The organism is Bacillus sp. GZB (genome assembly GCF_001975995.1).
Classification (GTDB): Bacteria; Bacillota; Bacilli; order Bacillales; family Bacillaceae; genus Bacillus; species Bacillus velezensis.
This window is the reverse complement of sequence record NZ_MTQG01000017.1, coordinates 169,230-186,683: the sequence shown is the minus strand read 5'-3', so window position 1 is coordinate 186,683 and position 17,454 is coordinate 169,230. Positions and strand designations below refer to the sequence as shown.

18 protein-coding genes and 1 other annotated feature are annotated in these 17,454 nt (G+C 47.0%); of the genes, 2 read left to right on the top strand and 16 right to left on the bottom strand.

Annotated features, from left to right (window positions below):
• The 3 genes from araA to BXO87_RS11940 form a co-directional block, all read right to left on the bottom strand.
• On the bottom strand, window positions 1-1,494 hold the full coding sequence (gene araA / locus BXO87_RS11950; RefSeq protein WP_038459446.1) for an L-arabinose isomerase: 1,494 nt from the start codon (window positions 1,492-1,494) through the stop codon (window positions 1-3).
• A gap of 185 nt (window positions 1,495-1,679) precedes the next feature.
• Window positions 1,680-2,645, bottom strand: a complete 966-nt coding sequence (gene abnA, locus BXO87_RS11945) for an arabinan endo-1,5-alpha-L-arabinosidase AbnA (protein WP_015387871.1) — start codon at window positions 2,643-2,645, stop codon at window positions 1,680-1,682.
• 141 nt (window positions 2,646-2,786) lie between these two features.
• Entirely contained in the window at window positions 2,787-3,872 is a 1,086-nt protein-coding gene (locus BXO87_RS11940) for a M42 family metallopeptidase (RefSeq protein WP_007408096.1), read from the bottom strand.
• A 183-nt stretch (window positions 3,873-4,055) separates the two neighbouring features.
• Between BXO87_RS11940 and BXO87_RS11935 the strand changes: the two genes are divergently transcribed.
• Window positions 4,056-4,448, top strand: coding sequence for a hypothetical protein (locus BXO87_RS11935; protein WP_038459448.1), 393 nt, complete (start codon window positions 4,056-4,058; stop codon window positions 4,446-4,448).
• A 13-nt stretch (window positions 4,449-4,461) separates the two neighbouring features.
• On the opposite strand, the gene BXO87_RS11930 is transcribed toward BXO87_RS11935, so the two are convergent.
• From BXO87_RS11930 to BXO87_RS11895, 8 genes are all read right to left on the bottom strand, one after another.
• Window positions 4,462-4,728, bottom strand: a complete 267-nt coding sequence (locus BXO87_RS11930) for a DUF1294 domain-containing protein (RefSeq protein WP_007613018.1) — start codon at window positions 4,726-4,728, stop codon at window positions 4,462-4,464.
• 57 nt (window positions 4,729-4,785) lie between these two features.
• A complete protein-coding gene (rplT, locus tag BXO87_RS11925; protein ID WP_007613019.1) occupies window positions 4,786-5,145 on the bottom strand; it encodes a 50S ribosomal protein L20 in 360 nt (119 codons plus the stop codon).
• Between the two features lie 31 nt (window positions 5,146-5,176).
• A complete protein-coding gene (gene rpmI, locus BXO87_RS11920; RefSeq protein ID WP_003152493.1) occupies window positions 5,177-5,377 on the bottom strand; it encodes a 50S ribosomal protein L35 in 201 nt (66 codons plus the stop codon).
• 12 nt (window positions 5,378-5,389) lie between these two features.
• Window positions 5,390-5,911 (bottom strand): translation initiation factor IF-3, encoded by a 522-nt coding sequence (infC, locus tag BXO87_RS11915; RefSeq protein ID WP_071543361.1) that lies wholly within the window; start codon window positions 5,909-5,911, stop codon window positions 5,390-5,392.
• Window positions 5,912-5,969: 58 nt separating this feature from the next.
• Window positions 5,970-6,100: a sequence feature (ribosomal protein L20 leader region), on the bottom strand.
• Between the two features lie 181 nt (window positions 6,101-6,281).
• Complete coding sequence (gene lrgB / locus BXO87_RS11910) at window positions 6,282-6,965, bottom strand: antiholin-like protein LrgB (RefSeq protein ID WP_007613020.1); 684 nt, start codon at window positions 6,963-6,965, stop codon at window positions 6,282-6,284.
• A gap of 12 nt (window positions 6,966-6,977) precedes the next feature.
• Complete coding sequence (gene lrgA / locus BXO87_RS11905) at window positions 6,978-7,415, bottom strand: antiholin-like murein hydrolase modulator LrgA (protein ID WP_007613022.1); 438 nt, start codon at window positions 7,413-7,415, stop codon at window positions 6,978-6,980.
• A 129-nt stretch (window positions 7,416-7,544) separates the two neighbouring features.
• Window positions 7,545-8,279: a LytR/AlgR family response regulator transcription factor gene (locus BXO87_RS11900; RefSeq protein ID WP_007613024.1), complete on the bottom strand. Its 735-nt coding sequence runs from the start codon at window positions 8,277-8,279 to the stop codon at window positions 7,545-7,547.
• A complete protein-coding gene (locus BXO87_RS11895; protein ID WP_007408090.1) occupies window positions 8,257-10,038 on the bottom strand; it encodes a sensor histidine kinase in 1,782 nt (593 codons plus the stop codon). The genes BXO87_RS11900 and BXO87_RS11895 overlap by 23 nt, the downstream gene beginning before the upstream one ends.
• 186 nt (window positions 10,039-10,224) lie before the next feature.
• On the opposite strand from BXO87_RS11895, the gene BXO87_RS11890 reads away from it, so the two are divergent.
• Window positions 10,225-11,019, top strand: coding sequence for an HAD family hydrolase (locus tag BXO87_RS11890; RefSeq protein WP_032873721.1), 795 nt, complete (start codon window positions 10,225-10,227; stop codon window positions 11,017-11,019).
• A 54-nt stretch (window positions 11,020-11,073) separates the two neighbouring features.
• On the opposite strand, the gene thrS is transcribed toward BXO87_RS11890, so the two are convergent.
• The 5 genes from thrS to dnaB form a co-directional block, all read right to left on the bottom strand.
• Window positions 11,074-13,005 carry a threonine--tRNA ligase gene (gene thrS / locus BXO87_RS11885; protein ID WP_025649713.1) on the bottom strand — a complete coding sequence of 644 codons (1,932 nt, stop codon included), beginning with the start codon at window positions 13,003-13,005 and terminating at the stop codon, window positions 11,074-11,076.
• Between the two features lie 410 nt (window positions 13,006-13,415).
• Complete coding sequence (ytxC, locus tag BXO87_RS11880) at window positions 13,416-14,246, bottom strand: putative sporulation protein YtxC (RefSeq protein ID WP_021494427.1); 831 nt, start codon at window positions 14,244-14,246, stop codon at window positions 13,416-13,418.
• A 65-nt stretch (window positions 14,247-14,311) separates the two neighbouring features.
• Window positions 14,312-14,953: a TVP38/TMEM64 family protein gene (locus tag BXO87_RS11875; protein WP_038460864.1), complete on the bottom strand. Its 642-nt coding sequence runs from the start codon at window positions 14,951-14,953 to the stop codon at window positions 14,312-14,314.
• A 31-nt stretch (window positions 14,954-14,984) separates the two neighbouring features.
• Entirely contained in the window at window positions 14,985-15,920 is a 936-nt protein-coding gene (gene dnaI, locus BXO87_RS11870) for a primosomal protein DnaI (RefSeq protein WP_038459451.1), read from the bottom strand.
• 24 nt (window positions 15,921-15,944) lie between these two features.
• On the bottom strand, window positions 15,945-17,354 hold the full coding sequence (dnaB, locus tag BXO87_RS11865) for a replicative helicase loading/DNA remodeling protein DnaB (RefSeq protein WP_038459453.1): 1,410 nt from the start codon (window positions 17,352-17,354) through the stop codon (window positions 15,945-15,947).
• Window positions 17,355-17,454: the final 100 nt, after the last annotated feature.

Below are 17,454 nucleotides of genomic sequence, written 5' to 3'. Positions count from 1 at the left end.
TTAATTCCCTCCCAGCCGGTATAATGCGTCATTCCATTTCAGCTCTTTTTTCAGCTCATGTATTTCGGTATTGCGGGAAATAAAGATGCTTTCAATGCCTGCCATCTCAGCCCAGTCAAGCATCTGTTCAGCCGTAAGCCGGAAGGACATACAGGTATGATGGGCGCCTCCCGCCAAAATCCATGCTTCCGCAGCTGTTTTCAGCGATGGCTCCGGCTTCCACAGCACCCGCGCCACAGGGAGATTCGGCATATCATGATCAATTTCCCTGCCTTCCGCTTCATTCAGAATGAGACGGAATCGCCCGCCGATATCAATGATGCTGGCGATGATGGCTGAACCGCCGATTCCGTTAAAGACCAACCGGGCCGGATCTTCCTTCCCTCCGATTGAGAGAGGATGGACTTCGATTTTCGGCTGATCAAGGGCGATCGTCGGACATACTTCAAGCATATGTGATCCGAGAATCATCGCACGCCCCGGTTCAAAATGGTACGTATAATCTTCCATGAAGGAGGTTTGTTCTCCGTCCGCCATTATTTTCATCATTCGCACAAGGGCAGCCGTTTTCCAATCGCCTTCGCCGGCAAATCCGTACCCTTTTTCCATGAGACGCTGAACGGCAAGACCCGGAAGCTGCTTCATTCCGTGCAAAACTTCAAACGAGGTCGAAAACGCTGTATATCCGCCCCGTTCGAGAAAGGCCGTTAATCCGAGTTCAATTTTCGCCTGTTCTTTAATGGAAGCAACTTTTGCTTCATCCCGTTTTGTTTCGTCGCTGATGACATACAAGTTGTCGTATTCCTCATAAAGCGCCTCAATTTCTGCGTCGGTGACGTTGTTCATCACCTCGGTAAGATCGCCGATTCCGTACCCGTCAACCTGCCAGCCGAATTGAATGTGGGCGCCGACTTTGTCTCCGTCAGTAACCGCCACATTCCGCATATTATCGCCGAACCGGGCTACTTTAATATTCCTGCTTTCATTCCAAGCGGCAGCCGTGTTCATCCATTGCGAAATGTCATGTTTGACTTCCTCATCATCCCAATAGCCTGCGATGACTTTTCTCGTCTGCCCCATTCTTGACTGGATATATCCGTATTCCCGGTCTCCGTGAGCGGATTGGTTGCTGTTCATAAAGTCCATATCAATCGTTTCCCACGGGATGTCGCGATGATACTGGGTATGCAGATGAAGCATCGGCTTTTGAAAAGCGGAAAGACCTTCAATCCACATTTTCGCAGGGGAAAATGTATGCATCCACATCACGACCCCGGCACAGTTTTCTTGATACTGCGCTTCCCGCAAAACCTCTCTGATTGTTTCAGATGACGTGACAACCGGTTTATGCCTGATCTTGTATCTTGATGACACCCCGCTGAGGCCGTCACATATTCCCTTTGCGTGTTTATCGACAAGCTGCAGCGTTTCCTCTCCGTATAAGTGCTGGCTTCCCGTTACAAACCAAAATTCATATTCTTTGTTCTGAAGCACATTCATTTCCCCTTCCCATCAAAATAAAGCGCTTGCATTTTTTTAAAAAATATACGTATGAATATAAACTACAAAACTTTAATCCTTTTATTTGTACGAACAATTTTATTATAGTTAAGGAGGAATCAAACTGTCAATCTTTTATTGCAAGTAAAAAAGCCGGACACACATGCCCGGCTGATCAATTAATAGGAAGGCCAGCCTGAACTCCAATCGATATCATTGATGAGCATCTTCGGAATTCCGCTGTTTTCGGCATCATACGCATGACGCACTAAAATATTCCCGTTCACAATGTCTTGACCGCCCGGGCCTTTCCAACGGTCATTGCCGGAGTCAAGAATCGTCCCTCCTCCTTCTGACATGCTTTTCCCGCTTTTATCGAGATATGGGCCGGTGATGCTTTTGCTTCTTCCATAAGCGATTTTGTACGTACTATTCACGCCTGAACAGCATTTATCAAACGACACCATTAAGTAATAGTAGCCGTTCTGGTAGGTGATCGCCGGCGCTTCCAAAGCTCCGCCGTTATTCGGTCTGGCAGCGATGGAATAAAGTGATCCCGTCGGTTTCATTGTATTTTTATCAAGCTTTGTCAGCTTAATGCCGCTCCAAAAAGAACCGAAGGCAAGCCAAGGGTTTCCGTCTTTATCAATTGTCAGCTCCGGATCAATTGCATTGTAGTTATTGGCGCTTGTTGAACGGATGACGAGCCCTTCGTCCTTCCAGTTTCCCGAACTGAGGCTTGTAGATGATGCAAGGCCGATCGCGGAGGTATTTTTGCCGAATGAAGAAACGGCATAATACAGCCAATACTTTCCGTTAAAATATTGAACATCGGGGGCCCATTGATTCAGCCCGTAATTCGGCACATAATTGCCCCACCATGACAGCGGAGAAGTAAAGATTGATTTCTGAACGGTCCATACGCCGCCGCTGCCCGCCTTTAAGACGCGAAGCCCCCTCTCCCCTTCCAAACCGGTTCCGAAAGCGTACCACGTGTTTCCTTCCTTCGCCATTGTCGGATCGTGAAGCAATTCATTTGATGCCCCCCAAAACGCGGCAGATGCCGGAGATGAAGACATCAGCAGCAGCCCGGCTGTAACGGCTGCGCACGAAAAGCGGATCATGCGTCTGAATCTGTTTTTCATTTGTAAACCCTCCCTTTTTTAAAGCGCTTTCAAAAACATGTTGTCAGATTTTTCTATGTCTTCTCTTATTGTAGACGCAGGGTTCATATTTGTACAGACAAAAAAAAGAATCTGCTTAAAAAAGCAGATTCTTCCGTATCTTTATTGATAAGTAATACGGTCAACCGTTTCCCGGTCTAATTTTTTAATCACTTCTGTGATCAATTTTACCGTATTCTCATAATCATCCCGATGCAAAATAGCGGCATGAGTGTGAATGTAGCGCGTCGCGATCGTAATGGACAGCGCCGGCACTCCGTTTGCGGTTAAATGAATGGAACCTGAATCCGTGCCCCCTCCGGCAATGGAATCGAACTGATACGGAATTCCCGCTTCTTCCGCCGTGTTCACGACAAGGTCGCGCAGCCCTTTGTGAGATACCATTGATGCGTCATACAGAATAATTTGCGGCCCTTCGCCGATTTTGCTTTGCGCCTCTTTTTCAGAAATTCCCGGTGTATCTCCGGCAATTCCGACATCCACACCGAACGCGATATCAGGCTGGATCGTATGTGCCGCTGTTTTCGCCCCGCGCAGCCCGACTTCTTCTTGAACGGTTCCGACCCCGTATACTTCATTGGGGTGATCACTGTTTTTCAGATTTTTTAATACATCGATGGCAATCGCACAGCCGATACGGTTGTCCCATGCTTTCGCCAATAAATGCTTTTCATTGTTCATCACTGTAAATTCAAAATACGGCACAATCTGGTCACCCGGAAGAACGCCCCATTCCATTGCTTCTTCACGGCTGGACGCCCCGATATCGATGAACATCTCTTTAATATCGGCGGCTTTTTTTCTGGCGTCAGGAGGCAGAATGTGAGGCGGTTTCGAACCGATGATCCCCGTGATGTCCCCTTTTTTTGTCACGACGGTAACGCGCTGGGCCAGCATGACCTGAGACCACCAGCCGCCGACGGTTTGAAAGCGGAGAAAGCCTTTATCAGTGATTTGCGTCACCATAAAACCGACTTCGTCTAAATGCCCTGAGATCATGATTTTCGGACCGTTTTCTTTGCCGGTTTTTTTGGCGATTAAGCTTCCCAGCCGGTCTGTTGTGACATCATCGGCAAATGGTTCTATGTATGATTTCATCACTTGTCTTACTTCTCTCTCATTTCCCGGTATCCCCTTTGCATCCGTTAACGCTTTCAGCATGGTGAGCGTTTCATCTAATTTTGTCATCAATAAACCTCCTTTTTTTCACTACCCTTCTTATTATACAAAACCATTGCTGAAGCATACGATTAATTCGCCTGAAAAACGGGTAAATGTTTTTATCTATTTCTTTTAAAAAAATGAAACCTTTTGTTTTGTTTTTCGTATTACATCAGATCATGACAAAGGTGAGGAGGTGCCTTCACACATATGGCCATTACAGTATTGAGGATTGTCTTGCTTGCACTTCTTATTTATTTTATTTACATGTGCATCAAATTCTACGCAAACCCGAAAAGAAGGCTCAGACTGGCACAATCAAAAGAGAATTTTTATTTTATTGACGAACAGAAAAACACGCGAAAAAATCTCCAGCTTACTTATAAAGGGGTGCTCTTTGAAGGAGAAAAGCATATCCCTTCCAAAGATCATCCGCTGTTTATCCATACAATATTTGTATGGACCGAAAATCCGGAAAAGCTGAACCGCTTTTCTGCAGGTGATTTTGAAGAAGTCGAAAAAAAGGTATTGGAGCGGTATCCGAATTGCAAGATTGATTGGGACCAGCCCATCAAAAAAGCGAAAAAAGCAGGCGAGCGATAAGCTCTCCTGCTTTTTATGTTTTATACATCAAATACATCAGCACAAGGGCGGCTTCAGTGAGAAAAAGCAGCGGCACCCCGTATAAAAAGGATTTGTGTTTCGTCTTATGCCTGAAGGTGCGCATGCCGATCCATACGCCGAGTGAGCCGAACATGGCGGCTGTGAGCCATATTCGTTTCTCTGATATTCTCCACCGGTGCGCCTTTGCTCTTCTTTTATCAGCGCCCATGATCCAAAAGCCGTATCCGTTTATCAATACGGCGTAAATGAAGAGAGCCATTGATTGTCACCCTTTACGTAAAAAAACCGCTCCCGGAAAGAGAGCGGCTTTTTCAACTTACTTGTCTAACTGAGCTTTAGCAGCATCAGCAAGCTGATTGAAAGCAGTAAGATCGTTTACAGCAAGATCAGCAAGCATTTTGCGGTTTACTTCGATGCCTGAAAGCTTAAGACCGTGCATTAAACGGCTGTAAGAAAGACCGTTCATACGTGCAGCAGCGTTGATACGAGTGATCCAAAGCTTACGGAAATCACGTTTTTTCTGACGGCGGTCACGGAATGCATAGTTTCCTGATTTCATGACCTGCTGGTTTGCTACTTTGTATAATCTATGTTTTGAACCGAAATAACCTTTTGCTAATTTAAGAACCTTTTTACGACGCTGACGCGACACAGTTCCGCCTTTTACTCTTGGCATTATATTTCCCTCCTAATTGTTCCTTGTCCGATTACTTGATGTTAGCAAGCTGTTGTTTGATACGTTTGAAGTCTCCTGCGCTTACAATAGCACCCTTGCGAAGCTTACGCTTTTGCTTTTGGGATTTGTTGGCGAATAAGTGACTTGTATATGCATGAGAACGTTTTAACTTCCCAGAACCTGTCTTTTTAAAACGTTTAGCAGATCCGCGGTGAGTTTTCATTTTTGGCATGGGATTTCCTCCTTATTGCTTTTCGTTTTTCGGCGCGAGCATTAAGAACATGCTGCGGCCGTCCATTTTTGGTTTTGTTTCGACTGTCGCAACTTCCGCACATGCTTCAGAGAAACGGTCCAATACGCGCTGGCCGATTTCTTTATGAGTGATTGCGCGCCCTTTAAAGCGGATAGAAGCTTTCACTTTATCGCCTTTTTCAAGGAATTTAATCGCATTGCGCAATTTCGTGTTAAAGTCATGCTCATCGATCGTCGGACTTAATCTAACTTCTTTTAAGTTAATGATTTTTTGATTTTTGCGTGCTTCTTTGTCCTTTTTCTGCTGCTCGAATCTGAACTTACCGTAGTCCATGATGCGGCAGACAGGCGGTTTTGCATTTGCTGCAACTAACACAAGGTCAAGATTTGCGCGGCCGGCGATTTCAAGTGCTTCCTGACGGGACTTGATGCCGAGCTGATCGCCATTTTGTCCGATCAGACGAACTTCACGTGCACGGATACCCTCATTAACCAATTGATCTTTGCTAATAATGAGCCACCTCCATAGTTTCTTCGAATTGATTCACAACGCTTTTTGACTGCATTCTGCAGGCAAACAAAAAGTGCGGGCATGACAACACACCCACACTACGAACATCTGCATAAATAAAAATGTACGGTCAACCTGCCAACTACATGAATGTGTCAATCAGGTGAGAAGCGGGTGCCTCTGCTTGTGATTTATATTCAATTCAATAACTATTCTACACAATACCGGATCATTAGTCAAGAATGACTTCTCCGGATCAACTTTTTCATTTTAACACGATGCCGGGGTGAGCGCAAGGAAAAATGTGAAATTTCGTACTTTGCCGCCCGCAGATGCTGCCGGACAATAAAAAACCCGGGTCTATGACCCGGGTTTATCCTCCGATGAGCTGAACGAATACCGGAATGACCAGCACCGTCACCACTCCTACGACGACAACCGCGATACTTGCCATTGCCGCTTCTACTTCCCCCATCTCAATACCGACCGCAACACCGAGTGCGTGTCCTGATGTGCCGAGAGCCAGTCCCTTAGAGATTGGATGCTTTACTTTAAACAGTTTTAAGAATAGAGCGCCCAGAGCATAGACGATAACGGCGTTGAAAATAACGGCGAAAGCGGTGATGTCGGTGATGCCGCCGATCCCTTTTGACAGCGGAAGGGCAATTGCCGTTGTCGCCGCCTGCGGAAGCATGCTTTTCATAACGGCCGCGTCAAGATGAATGCCTTTTGCGATCAAATAGACAATCGTGACTGAGCAGATAGAGCCGACAATGATAGAAGACATGATCTGCCACCAATATTTTTTCAGTTTGTCACGCTGTTTGTATAAAGGGATGGCAAAAGCGATCGTCGCGGGCTCCAGGAAGAATTTAATAATGTCTCCTCCGTTTTTATAATCTTCATATGAAAAACCGCCGAGCTTCAGAAAAAGGATTCCAAGCACCATCGCGACAAACAGCGGGGTGAAGAGGAAAAAGCCTCTCGTTTTTTTAAATAAATACGTGCCGATGCCAAAGGCCGCAAGTGAAACGACAATACCGAAATATGGACTCATCCGATTTCCCTCCTAATGCTGCACAAGTTCTTTTTCCTGATTGGAACGGCGCACCGTTTGTTTTTCAGGAGCAGTCTTCTGACGTTTTTGGCTGACAGACAAGATCAGCTGAGAAAAAAGGCCCGTCGCCCCTAACAGAATGATGGTGGCGAGTAAGATGACGAGTGCGATCTGCACGCCGTACTGCTGCATGACGCCAAGTGAATTCATCACGGAGATGCCCGACGGGACAAATAAAAATCCGATCAGTGACGTTAATGATGTTCCCAGCGTTTCTACTTGTTCAAGCTTAATCACTTTCAGACATAAGAGGACAAATAATAACACCAAACCTACTACGGAAGCGGGTATAGGAATGGGGACAATCGCTGCAATCCCATTAGATATGAGCATAATTACGGCAAAAATAAATGCTTGTGTCAGAAATCCGTACACTTTTTTCGCACTCATTTTCTTCACCTCTTTCTCTTTGTTAGGTCCATTATAAAAGAGAAATCGATTTTTAAAGCGCTTTCATAATAAACGGCTGAATATTCATTCTGAAATGCAAAAAACGGCTGCTGAAATGCAAAAGCCGCCTCATATAATATGAAGCAGCTTTTTTAAGTCCTTGGCGTATGTACGGCTGACGGGAATTTTAGAGCCGTCTTTTAAGATAAGATTGTACGTCGAATTAAACCAAGGATGAATTTCCGTAATATGCTCCGTATTCACGATGAACGCGCGGTGCACTCTCAAGAAACCCGTCTCAGGCAGTTTTTTCTCAATGACAGCCAAAGTTTCATGAACGGAATAAGACGCGGCAAACGTTTTGACGGAAACGTGCCCGTCTTCCATGCCGGCGAAAATAATGTCCTTCGTATCTAAAATGACAATAGATTCACCGGCTGATACAGCCAGTTTATGCGCTCCGGCTGCGGACGGCTGCTCTGAGACGGCGCCTGCCCTGTCCTGCTTCACTCTTTTAAACTTTCTGATCGTCTGGCGCACTCTTTCTTCATCAAAAGGCTTCGTTAAATAATCGAGCGCGTCGACTTCAAAGGCTTTTAAAGCAAATTGGTCATACGCCGTCGCAAAAACGACAGCCGGCGGATTTTTCATGTTTTTCAGCCGTTTGGCAATGTCAAATCCGTTTTCTCCTGACAAATCAACGTCCAAAAACAGCAGATCCGGTTTTTGATCCATCATACTGTCAAAAGCGGATTCAATATTTTCAGCTTCGTTTATGTCACTTACTTCATTCGTCCGTTTCAGCAAATAAGCTAATTCATCTCTTGCCAGCATTTCATCATCAACGATTAACACCTTCAGCATGTTCTTCTCCTTTAGTCATCAGTTTCAAAGGCAGCTCAAATGATACGTCCGTACCTTTGCCGGCCTCACTTTCCAATCGCAGGGCTGCTTTGGGGCCGAACAGCCCGATCAGCCGCTGATTTAAATTGTAAAGCGCGGTTCCCGTCCCTTCTTTAGACGGGAGCGGACGGTTTCCGAGCACGGACAGCAATTCCGGATCAATTCCCCGCCCGTTATCTCCAACCCGCATTAAAACCGATTGACCGGCGGATACCACGCTGACATTGACGGCACAGCTGTCCTGCTTTCTTGAAAATGCATGGCGGAGCGCATTTTCGACGAGGATCTGCAGCACAAAAGGAGGAATTTCGATGTCCTCCAAACCGCGTTCGATTTCAAGGCTGATTTTATATTTCCCGGGAAAACGGGCCTGCTCCAATGATAAATATGCCTGCAGATGGTTTAGTTCTTTAGAAAGCGGGATGAGCAGCTGCCTTGCCCCCTGCAGATTGGAACGGAAATAGACGCTGAGCTGCAGCAGAAGCTTTCGGGTTTTTTCCACATCCGTACGGCAAAGAGCAGAAATCGTATTGATCGCATTAAACAGAAAATGCGGATTGACCTGTGCCTGAAGCGCCTTTATTTCTGCGTCTTTCAGCAATTTGCTCTGCAGTTCCGCCTCGCCGAGTTCAAGCTGGGTGGAAAACAGCATGGCGAGTCCTTCTGCAAGCTCTTCTTCAACCCGGCTTAAACCTGACGGGCTTTTAAAGTACATTTTCAGCGTCCCGATCGTTTTGCCGTTTGACGTCAGCGGCAATACAATCGCCGCATGCAGCGGACAAGGATCGTGCGTACATTCAATTTCTTCCTTTGATGTCGCTTTCATAATATGACCCGTTTTAATGACGCGCTTTGACAATCCGGTGATCAGGCTTTCAGACGGAATATGATGGTCGGCACCCGCGCCGACGTGCGCCAAAATCTTTTCGTTATCCGTAAGCGATACCGCGTCCGTTCCTGTTTGCCTGTGAATGATGGCGGCGACGCTTTTGCATGAGCTTTCATTCAGCCCCTGGCGGAAAAACGGAAGCGTCTGATCGGCAATCATCAGCACCCTATGGGTTTCAAGGGCTCTCGCCCGTTCTTCCTTCCGGATAATCGACTGAATGATCGAAAGAAAAATAAAAGTCCCTGACCCGTTTACCAATATCATCGGGATGCCGATGATGCTCACAAGCGTCCAAGCATCAGAAAACGGCTTGGCCATCAAGAGGATGAGCAGCATTTGCAGTGATTCCATCCCGAGTCCGACAAGCGCGGCCACCCGCGGTGTCGGCATCGCATAGCGTTTTCTGAAATACCGTCCGATCCAGCCGGACAAAATGCCCGCTAAAACGGATGAGACGGCACAGCTGACTGCGGTCGCGCCGCCGAGTGATAGACGATGCAGGCCGGCCAGTATGCCGACGCCGATCCCCACATACGGGCCGCCTAAGAGTCCGCCGATTTCAACGCCCATAATTCTTGTATTGGCAATTGAACCGGACGGATTAATTTGAAACACCCAGTCATTATTCATGATTGTATTCCGCTGGATTTCTATTCCCGTATAGTTGCTGATGATACTGAACAGCGAGAAAATTGAAATCAGCACCGCTTTGCCTTTATAGCTCTCAGGCTGCTGGAGCGCCTGTCTGAACAATCTGGTATGAGCCAGAACAAATCCCAATATGACGATAATTCCGACTCTTTCCAGCATCATGATGATCAAATGCAGCATACTTTTCACCTGTTCTTTCAAATTTTATTTTATCACGTTTTAGAGCCTGAGACAGAATCTGACACAAACCTGCCTGTTTTTTTCAAATCATCTGAAAACAAATCTTTCACAGTCTATATATCTATTGTAGAATAAACGGGAGCCTTGCGGCAGAGAGTTTCAGAATATAACAAAGAGGAGAAGATCATGAAAGCCGTATTTTTTGATTTGGACGATACACTGTTATGGGATGAAAAAAGCGTCAGAACAACATTCAGAGAAACATGTTTACAAGCGGAAAAAAAATATGGCCTTGACCCGCATACATTTGAAGAAGCGGTTCGGAAAGCGGCACGGGAATTGTATATGTCATACGAAACCTATCCTTATACGGTCATGATCGGCATTAATCCGTTTGAAGGATTATGGGCGAATTTTTCCGAGCCGGTCAGCGAAGGATTTAAACAGCTGAATCGGATTGCGCCGGAATACAGACGAAACGCCTGGACGAACGGCTTAAAAAGCGTCGGTATAGACGATGCGGCTTACGGCGAATATTTGGCGGAGTTTTTCGCGGCGGAACGCAGACAGCGTCCGTACGTGTATGATGAAACGTTTGCGGTGCTTGATAAGCTGAAAGGTGTTTATGAATTGCTTCTGCTGACAAACGGCGACCCCAGCCTGCAGAAAGAAAAACTCGCCGGCGTTCCTGAGCTCGCGCCTTATTTTAATGAAATCGTCATCTCAGGCGCTTTCGGAAAAGGGAAACCCGACGCCTCCATATTCGAACATTGCCTCGGCCTCCTGAACCTGGAAAAAGAAGACGCCATTATGGTCGGAGATAACCTCAATACTGATATATTGGGAGCGAAACGGGCAGGCATTACGACAGTCTGGGTAAACCGGACGCAAAAGAAAAATGATACGGACATTGCGCCTGATTACGTGATCAGCGATCTTCACGAGCTGTTTGCGATTATAGAGAAACAAAAAGAAAGATAATTTTATACGCAAAAAAACCCCATTCTGAATGAACGGGGTTTTTTGTATTTCCGGTTATTTTTTCGCTTCGGCTACAGCCTTTTTCACAAAATCGTCCAATGAGACGGTTTCTGATTTCTGCTCGCCGTATTTCCGGACGTTTACCGCGCCGTTTTCCGCTTCTTGGTCACCGACCACAAGCATGTACGGGATTTTTTGCATTTGCGCTTCACGGATTTTATAGCCGATTTTTTCGTCCCGGCTGTCAAGCTCGACACGCAGGCCTTCACGCTGCAGGCGCTCCTGCACTTTTTTCGCATAGTCAAGATGCACGGACGGTGATACAGGAATGACTTGGAACTGCACCGGTGCAAGCCATGTCGGAAGGGCGCCTTTGTGCTCTTCGATTAAGAAAGCAACGAAACGCTCCATCGTTGACACGACGCCGCGGTGAATAACGACAGGGCGGTGCTGTTTGCCGTCTTCTCCGACGTAAGTGAGATCAAAGCGTTCCGGAAGAAGGAAGTCAAGCTGTACAGTTGACAATGTCTCTTCTTTGCCGATAGCCGTTTTCACCTGCACGTCAAGCTTAGGGCCGTAAAACGCCGCTTCGCCTTCCGCTTCATAGTAGTCGTGCCCCATCTCATCCATTGCCGCTTTCAGCATGGATTGCGCTTTGTTCCACATCTCATCATCATCAAAATATTTTTCCGTATCTTCAGGATCGCGGTAAGACAGGCGGAATGTGTAATCACTCAGGCCGAAGTCTTCGTATACGTCTTGAATCAAACGGACAGTGCGGATGAATTCTTCTTTAATCTGGTCAGGGCGGACGAAAATGTGCGCGTCATTTAACGTCATGCCGCGTACGCGCTGAAGACCTGAAAGCGCCCCGGACATTTCATAACGATGCATCGTTCCGAGCTCGGCGATGCGGATCGGAAGCTCGCGGTAGCTGTGAATGTCCTGTTTGTAAATCATCATATGGTGAGGACAGTTCATCGGACGGAGCACGAGTGTTTCATTGTCCATTTCCATCGGCGGGAACATCGTATCCTGATAATGATCCCAGTGCCCTGATGTTTCGTACAGGTCTTTGCTTCCGAGAACAGGCGTATAGACGTGCTCATAACCGAGGCTCAGCTCTTTATCCACAATGTAGCGCTCGATCACGCGGCGGATGGTTGCGCCTTTCGGCAGCCAGAGCGGCAGGCCTTGTCCGACTTTTTGAGAGTTGGCGAACAATTTTAATTCTTTGCCCAGTTTTCGGTGGTCACGCTCTTTCGCTTCTTCAAGCATCCGCAAATGCTCTTTCAAGTCATCCTTTTTAAAGAAGGCCGTGCCGTAAATGCGCTGAAGCATTTGGTTTTTGCTGTCGCCGCGCCAGTATGCGCCCGCAAGGCTCAGCAGCTTAAATTCTTTAATTTTGCCTGTAGACGGCACGTGCACGCCGCGGCACAGGTCAAAAAATTCGCCCTGCTCATAAATGGAGACCGTTTCGTCTTCCGGGATGGCATCCAGCAGTTCAAGCTTCAGATTATCGCCGATTTCCGCAAACATGGCTTTTGCTTCATCACGGCTCACTTCTTTTCGGATAATCGGCAGATTTTCACCGACGATGCGTTTCATTTCTTTTTCAATCTTCGGAAGGTCATCCGGCGTCAGCGCCTGCTCCATTTCAACGTCATAATAGAACCCGTTTTCAATGACGGGGCCGACACCGAATTTCACATCTTTATAAATGCGTTTAATCGCCTGGGCCAATAAATGCGCCGTGCTGTGCCGCATGATGTTCAAGCCTTCTTCTGTGCCTTCTGTAATGATTTCTACGGCACCATCCTCTTGAATCGGCGTTCTTAAATCAATTTCCTGTCCGTTCAGTTTTCCGGCTAAAGACTTTTTCTTTAATCCCGGACTGATGGATGCCGCGATATCTTCTGTTGTTGTTCCTTTCGGAAATTCCTTTACCGCTCCGTCCGGAAATGTGATGTTGATCATATCTGACATCTTCGTCACTCCTTTTTTTATGCAAATCAAAAACCCCGCCCCCTATGAAAGGGACGAGGTTAAATAAACGGAATCGTGGTTCCACCCTTTTTTCCGCGCGGCCGATTGTTTCGGCACCTGCGGCTCTAAACTCTGTAACGGGAGTTCCCGTCAGCTATTACTGGCGCTTCTTCCGGCGTTCACAGCTGAAGTTCAAAGGCGGTAAAGACAATGATCCATAGCTGGAAAGCTTTCAGCCTAGGGCTCTCCTCTCTTATAAAGCCGGTATCAATGCTTCATGTCCTTATCAATACGTGTAGCAATCATTAATCTTTTATGTATTATAAAATGTCTGCGAGAAAAATGCAACTCGGTTTTCCGTCTGATTTCGCACAGACAGCCCTGCCGCCTACACAAGGCCGTCCGTGCAGCTATCCTTCTGTCTTCTCGGCTGCAAACGCGCCCAGCGGAAAAAGGCGCACCCTCTCCTGAAACACGTTTTGAATCGTTCTGGACATCATATGCTCCGGTTTGTCCGTATACAGTTCTACCGTCTCAGGCGCAATGGAGATCAGCGGCGCAAGGAGATGGGAATCTATATACATCGGGTGCTCCCGCACAAACCGTCTGTCTATGTATTTTTTCTGTTCCCGTTCTGACAAATAGCGCAGCTCCCACAGCGTAAAAGCCCGGTCATGTACGATGCTGACTTTCTTCATCCGCGGCGGATTGGATGTCACATAATCTCTCAGAGACTGGATAAAGTTTTGATATTCCTGTTCCATCCGATATTCATCTATCGCAGCCTCCGCGTATTCTCTGAGCCGCTCATAATACCTGCCGAGCCGGAACGTCTGAAACGAACGCACGGAAAAAACACCCGCATCAAGTGAAATCGTCCGGAGCGCATCTGAAATAAACTGTGTGCGCGGCTCTTTCTTCGGCTCGAACGGATGATCCTCAAGCTCTCCTTCCATAATGCTGTGTGCAAGCTGAAGGATTTGCTGCTGTTCATCCTGATCGGTGAAGCAGTATGCGTCCTCAATAAGCGAAAGCATATGCTCGTCTTCTTTGCATTCCAAAAAAAACCTGACAAGTATCGGCTCAATAAAGCGCTGAACGCAAAAAGCCGTTTCAGACCTTGCGATTCCGACTTTTTTTATGCCTTCACGGACAATAAAATGTCTCCGGTCGTCCGATTGCTGAATGAGATGTAAAAAAGCGGCGGTATCGTGGTCATCTTCAAAGATCACTTCAAGCATATTTGTCCCCCCTTACGGCATCTGTTACAAGTATATGGGGGATGTTTTTAAAATAGACGTAAAGGTTAGCTTTCACCGCCGAACAAATGGCGCACCTTCTTTTTAAATATAACGGGAAGCGATAAAAATACGATGTAAAGACACATCACGCCGAGTACGGTCAGCACATTGCCGGACATAAAGCTCGCGCCGAGCACATTCAGGACGATCGTCCCCGGAATAATGCCCGCTGCGGTCGCCAAAAAATACGTCATCGGCCTGACTTTCGATAGGCCTGCGGCATAGCTGATCACATCAAAGTTAACAGGCAGAATGCGCAGGATAAAAATATAAAAGAAGCCATTGGTTTTCATCTGCTTTTGAATGGCTTCCATTTTTCCATGACGGCTTTTCTCATTAAAGGCAAACAGCCCCGCCGCAAAAAATGACGCGGCGGCAGCGCCCATTGAGCCCGCCAGCGTATACACGGTGCCGAAAAACGGGCCGAACGCCAATCCTCCGGCGACGGAAACGATTGATACGGGAAACAGCACAAAAGGCCTGACGATGGAAATTCCGATAAACACAAGCGGCGCAAAAATACCGAACGATAATACCCACAGCCGGATCTCCTTAGGCGACAGATTCAGATATTTGCGGTTTGCCCACAGCAAAAGGCCCGCTCCCGCCGCAGCCGCAGCCCAAGTGACAGCCTTCTTATTCCTCATTCCCTCAAATCCTTCCCATTGGACGCCGGCATCATGAACGGCGGCGGTTTTCCCCGTCAAGACGGACGGGCGAAGCCAAATATAAAATCCGCTCCATCAGTCTTGCCGCTTTTACTTCTTCCTTTTCTCCCCGCTGTGAATACGTAAAATGATGCTTCAGCTCGTCTGGTGAAAAATTAGACGAGAAGAAAGTGGGAAGCTGCTGGCTCATTCTGTGCTGAAGCACGGTGCCGATGACCTCATCTCTGACCCAGCTTGTCATTGACTCCGCTCCGATGTCATCAAGCATCAGTACGGGCGTCGTTTTTACCATATTCAGTTTCGCCTCCAACGACTGATCCTGGAGCGAGTTTTTCAGCTCTCTGACAAATTCGGGAACATATACGATCATTGATGAATACTCTTTTTCCGCCAATTCGTTAGCAATGGCGGCTAAAATAAATGTCTTTCCGATTCCGAATTTTCCGTACAGGTACAGCCCTTTGCCTTTTCCCGTTTCATTATAGCTCTTCAGAAAATCCGTCACATGCTGGAAGATGCCGAGTCTGCTCGGATCGGTAATGTCGATCTGCTGAAACGTCGCGCCGAGAAGATCCTGCTGGATATACATGCTCTTCATCAGGGACTTTTGCCTTTTCTGGCGGTCGAGCTTTCTCTTTTCCGGACATTCGTAATATTCAATATCAATGGAACGCCCGTTGATCACAAGCTTCGGATGATAGCCTTCAAGCAGGCTGTTCGTCCGGCTGTCTTTCGAACAGAAGGCGCACTGTTTGCTTTGCTGAACGAATTCGTACAGTTTATTTAACCCTCTGTCAATCATGCTTTGATTGATTACATCTTTCTGTTCCTTCAAAAAAGCCTGGACGTCTTCGTCGGCCATGACTTGCTGCTGCATTTGTTCCAGGCGTTTTTGAAAGTCAGGTCTTTTCGTCACGCCTTCTAAGGATCGGCTGATCGGTTCCATTCAATATCACCCCGCTTCTCTGTCTCAATAGGCAGAGTATTTTTTCAGTTTTTTCATTTCTTCCATCATTTTTTTCTTCTGTTCCTCAAGATCCTGCGCGGAAAGAGCCGGCTGTTCTTGTTTCTTCCCGGTTTCTTCTTCTTTCATCCAATCAGGGCGCTTTTCTTCCCGGACGGTTTTTTTGCCGCGCGCCGCGCCGTTTGTTTTGCCGTCCGCCCAATCAAGATATTGCCTATGCTCTTCTATTGCGAGCTTCATTGCTTCCCGTACCGTTTTGACTTTCTTTCTGGCCCAGTGGGCGGCGATTTTTTGGATATAGTTTTTGGACAGCTTCATATCCGTTTTCAGCATGACATAATAAATCAGCACATTGGTGACGCCGGGCTCAAGCTTTTGTTCGAACATAATATCGGCGATAATCTGCAAGTCGGCTTTTGACGGCTCGGTTCCGTCCGCAATGTCCTGAAGAAGCTTTCTCGGTGATATGGTCTCAAGCTGTGCGATGAGTTCGCCGTTCAATGAATCGTCCTTTTCCGCCCGGTTTTCTCTCAAGGTGACAGGCTGTGTTTTATCAATCAGTTCCGGAAGCTTCCCGCTTCTTTCAATTTGGTACCAGTCGCTGGCCGCTTTCCTCAGCGCTTCGGCCGTTATCGTATCCTGTTCATTAATTGCGGTCATGACGACGTGCTGCATGGAGATAGGATCTATTCCGTATAAATATGAAAGCTTTTTAATGCTCTCCCGCACGTCCTGTGTGATTGATTTACGCGGTATCATCGTTTCTGACAGTCCCGCCATGAAAAGCTCAAAATCAAACACTTCCTCCGTCACCGTATAGGAAGGCGCTTGTCCGACAGACGCCGTCTCATAGTCCTCGGGGAGCTTCATCGCTTCTTCCATATCAGGCGTCATTTTCCATTCACTCGGCTGAAAAGAGGCAAAGGCGTGATTAAACGGACGGGTAATTTCCCTTGCGCCCGCGCCGACGGAAGGATGCGTGTAAAATTGTCTCAGCTGCTGGTATTTCGTTTTACCGACTCTGTTATAAAGAAAGACATTCAGCATGCCGTCTTCAAAAAAATCATTCGGTCTGAGCGGGGGCAGCAGCTCATAAATAAACATCCGCTCTTTTTGCTCGGACTCCCGGATATACACTTTCAGCAGCCCGATTCCTTCAAGCTTTCCCTGTTCATGATGAATCTTCTTTAAATTTGACTGCATCATGCCCATCAGCTGCCTGTGCGTGGATTCCGCTCCCCACAAGCGGTTCTGCTCAAGCTCCCCCCATAAGGTCATATAAAGGGAGTATGCAAAAGAACCGATCAGCGGCTGGTACAGATGTGTCAAAACCTGTCTGTCGACATCCTGAAGAAGCGAACGGCTTTTGACCGTATAAGGATCTACAGGCAATACGTCATTCCAATAGTCAGCCATGATTCTCAAACCTTCCGATATGTTTCTACTCTCATTTTACACCGTTTCTGTGATCTATCAAATGCCAATTTTGCTCATGAGAAAAGAGCCAGACACAATC

Excerpts from the sequence above, each read along its gene's own strand:
- rpmI (WP_003152493.1), bottom strand. The coding sequence starts at position 5,377 with ATGCCAAAAATGAAAACTCACCGCGGATCTGCTAAACGTTTTAAAAAG.
- dnaI (WP_038459451.1), bottom strand. The coding sequence starts at position 15,920 with ATGGAACCGATCAGCCGATCCTTAGAAGGCGTGACGAAAAGACCTGAC.
- BXO87_RS11890 (WP_032873721.1), top strand. The coding sequence starts at position 10,225 with ATGAAAGCCGTATTTTTTGATTTGGACGATACACTGTTATGGGATGAA.
- BXO87_RS11930 (WP_007613018.1), bottom strand. The coding sequence starts at position 4,728 with ATGGCTCTCTTCATTTACGCCGTATTGATAAACGGATACGGCTTTTGG.
- BXO87_RS11900 (WP_007613024.1), bottom strand. The coding sequence starts at position 8,279 with ATGCTGAAGGTGTTAATCGTTGATGATGAAATGCTGGCAAGAGATGAA.
- thrS (WP_025649713.1), bottom strand. The coding sequence starts at position 13,005 with ATGTCAGATATGATCAACATCACATTTCCGGACGGAGCGGTAAAGGAA.
- lrgA (WP_007613022.1), bottom strand. The coding sequence starts at position 7,415 with ATGAGTGCGAAAAAAGTGTACGGATTTCTGACACAAGCATTTATTTTT.
- BXO87_RS11875 (WP_038460864.1), bottom strand. The coding sequence starts at position 14,953 with ATGAGGAATAAGAAGGCTGTCACTTGGGCTGCGGCTGCGGCGGGAGCG.
- BXO87_RS11895 (WP_007408090.1), bottom strand. The coding sequence starts at position 10,038 with ATGCTGCATTTGATCATCATGATGCTGGAAAGAGTCGGAATTATCGTC.
- lrgB (WP_007613020.1), bottom strand. The coding sequence starts at position 6,965 with ATGAGTCCATATTTCGGTATTGTCGTTTCACTTGCGGCCTTTGGCATC.
- dnaB (WP_038459453.1), bottom strand. The coding sequence starts at position 17,354 with ATGGCTGACTATTGGAATGACGTATTGCCTGTAGATCCTTATACGGTC.
- rplT (WP_007613019.1), bottom strand. The coding sequence starts at position 5,145 with ATGCCAAGAGTAAAAGGCGGAACTGTGTCGCGTCAGCGTCGTAAAAAG.
- BXO87_RS11940 (WP_007408096.1), bottom strand. The coding sequence starts at position 3,872 with ATGACAAAATTAGATGAAACGCTCACCATGCTGAAAGCGTTAACGGAT.
- BXO87_RS11935 (WP_038459448.1), top strand. The coding sequence starts at position 4,056 with ATGGCCATTACAGTATTGAGGATTGTCTTGCTTGCACTTCTTATTTAT.
- ytxC (WP_021494427.1), bottom strand. The coding sequence starts at position 14,246 with ATGCTTGAAGTGATCTTTGAAGATGACCACGATACCGCCGCTTTTTTA.
- abnA (WP_015387871.1), bottom strand. The coding sequence starts at position 2,645 with ATGAAAAACAGATTCAGACGCATGATCCGCTTTTCGTGCGCAGCCGTT.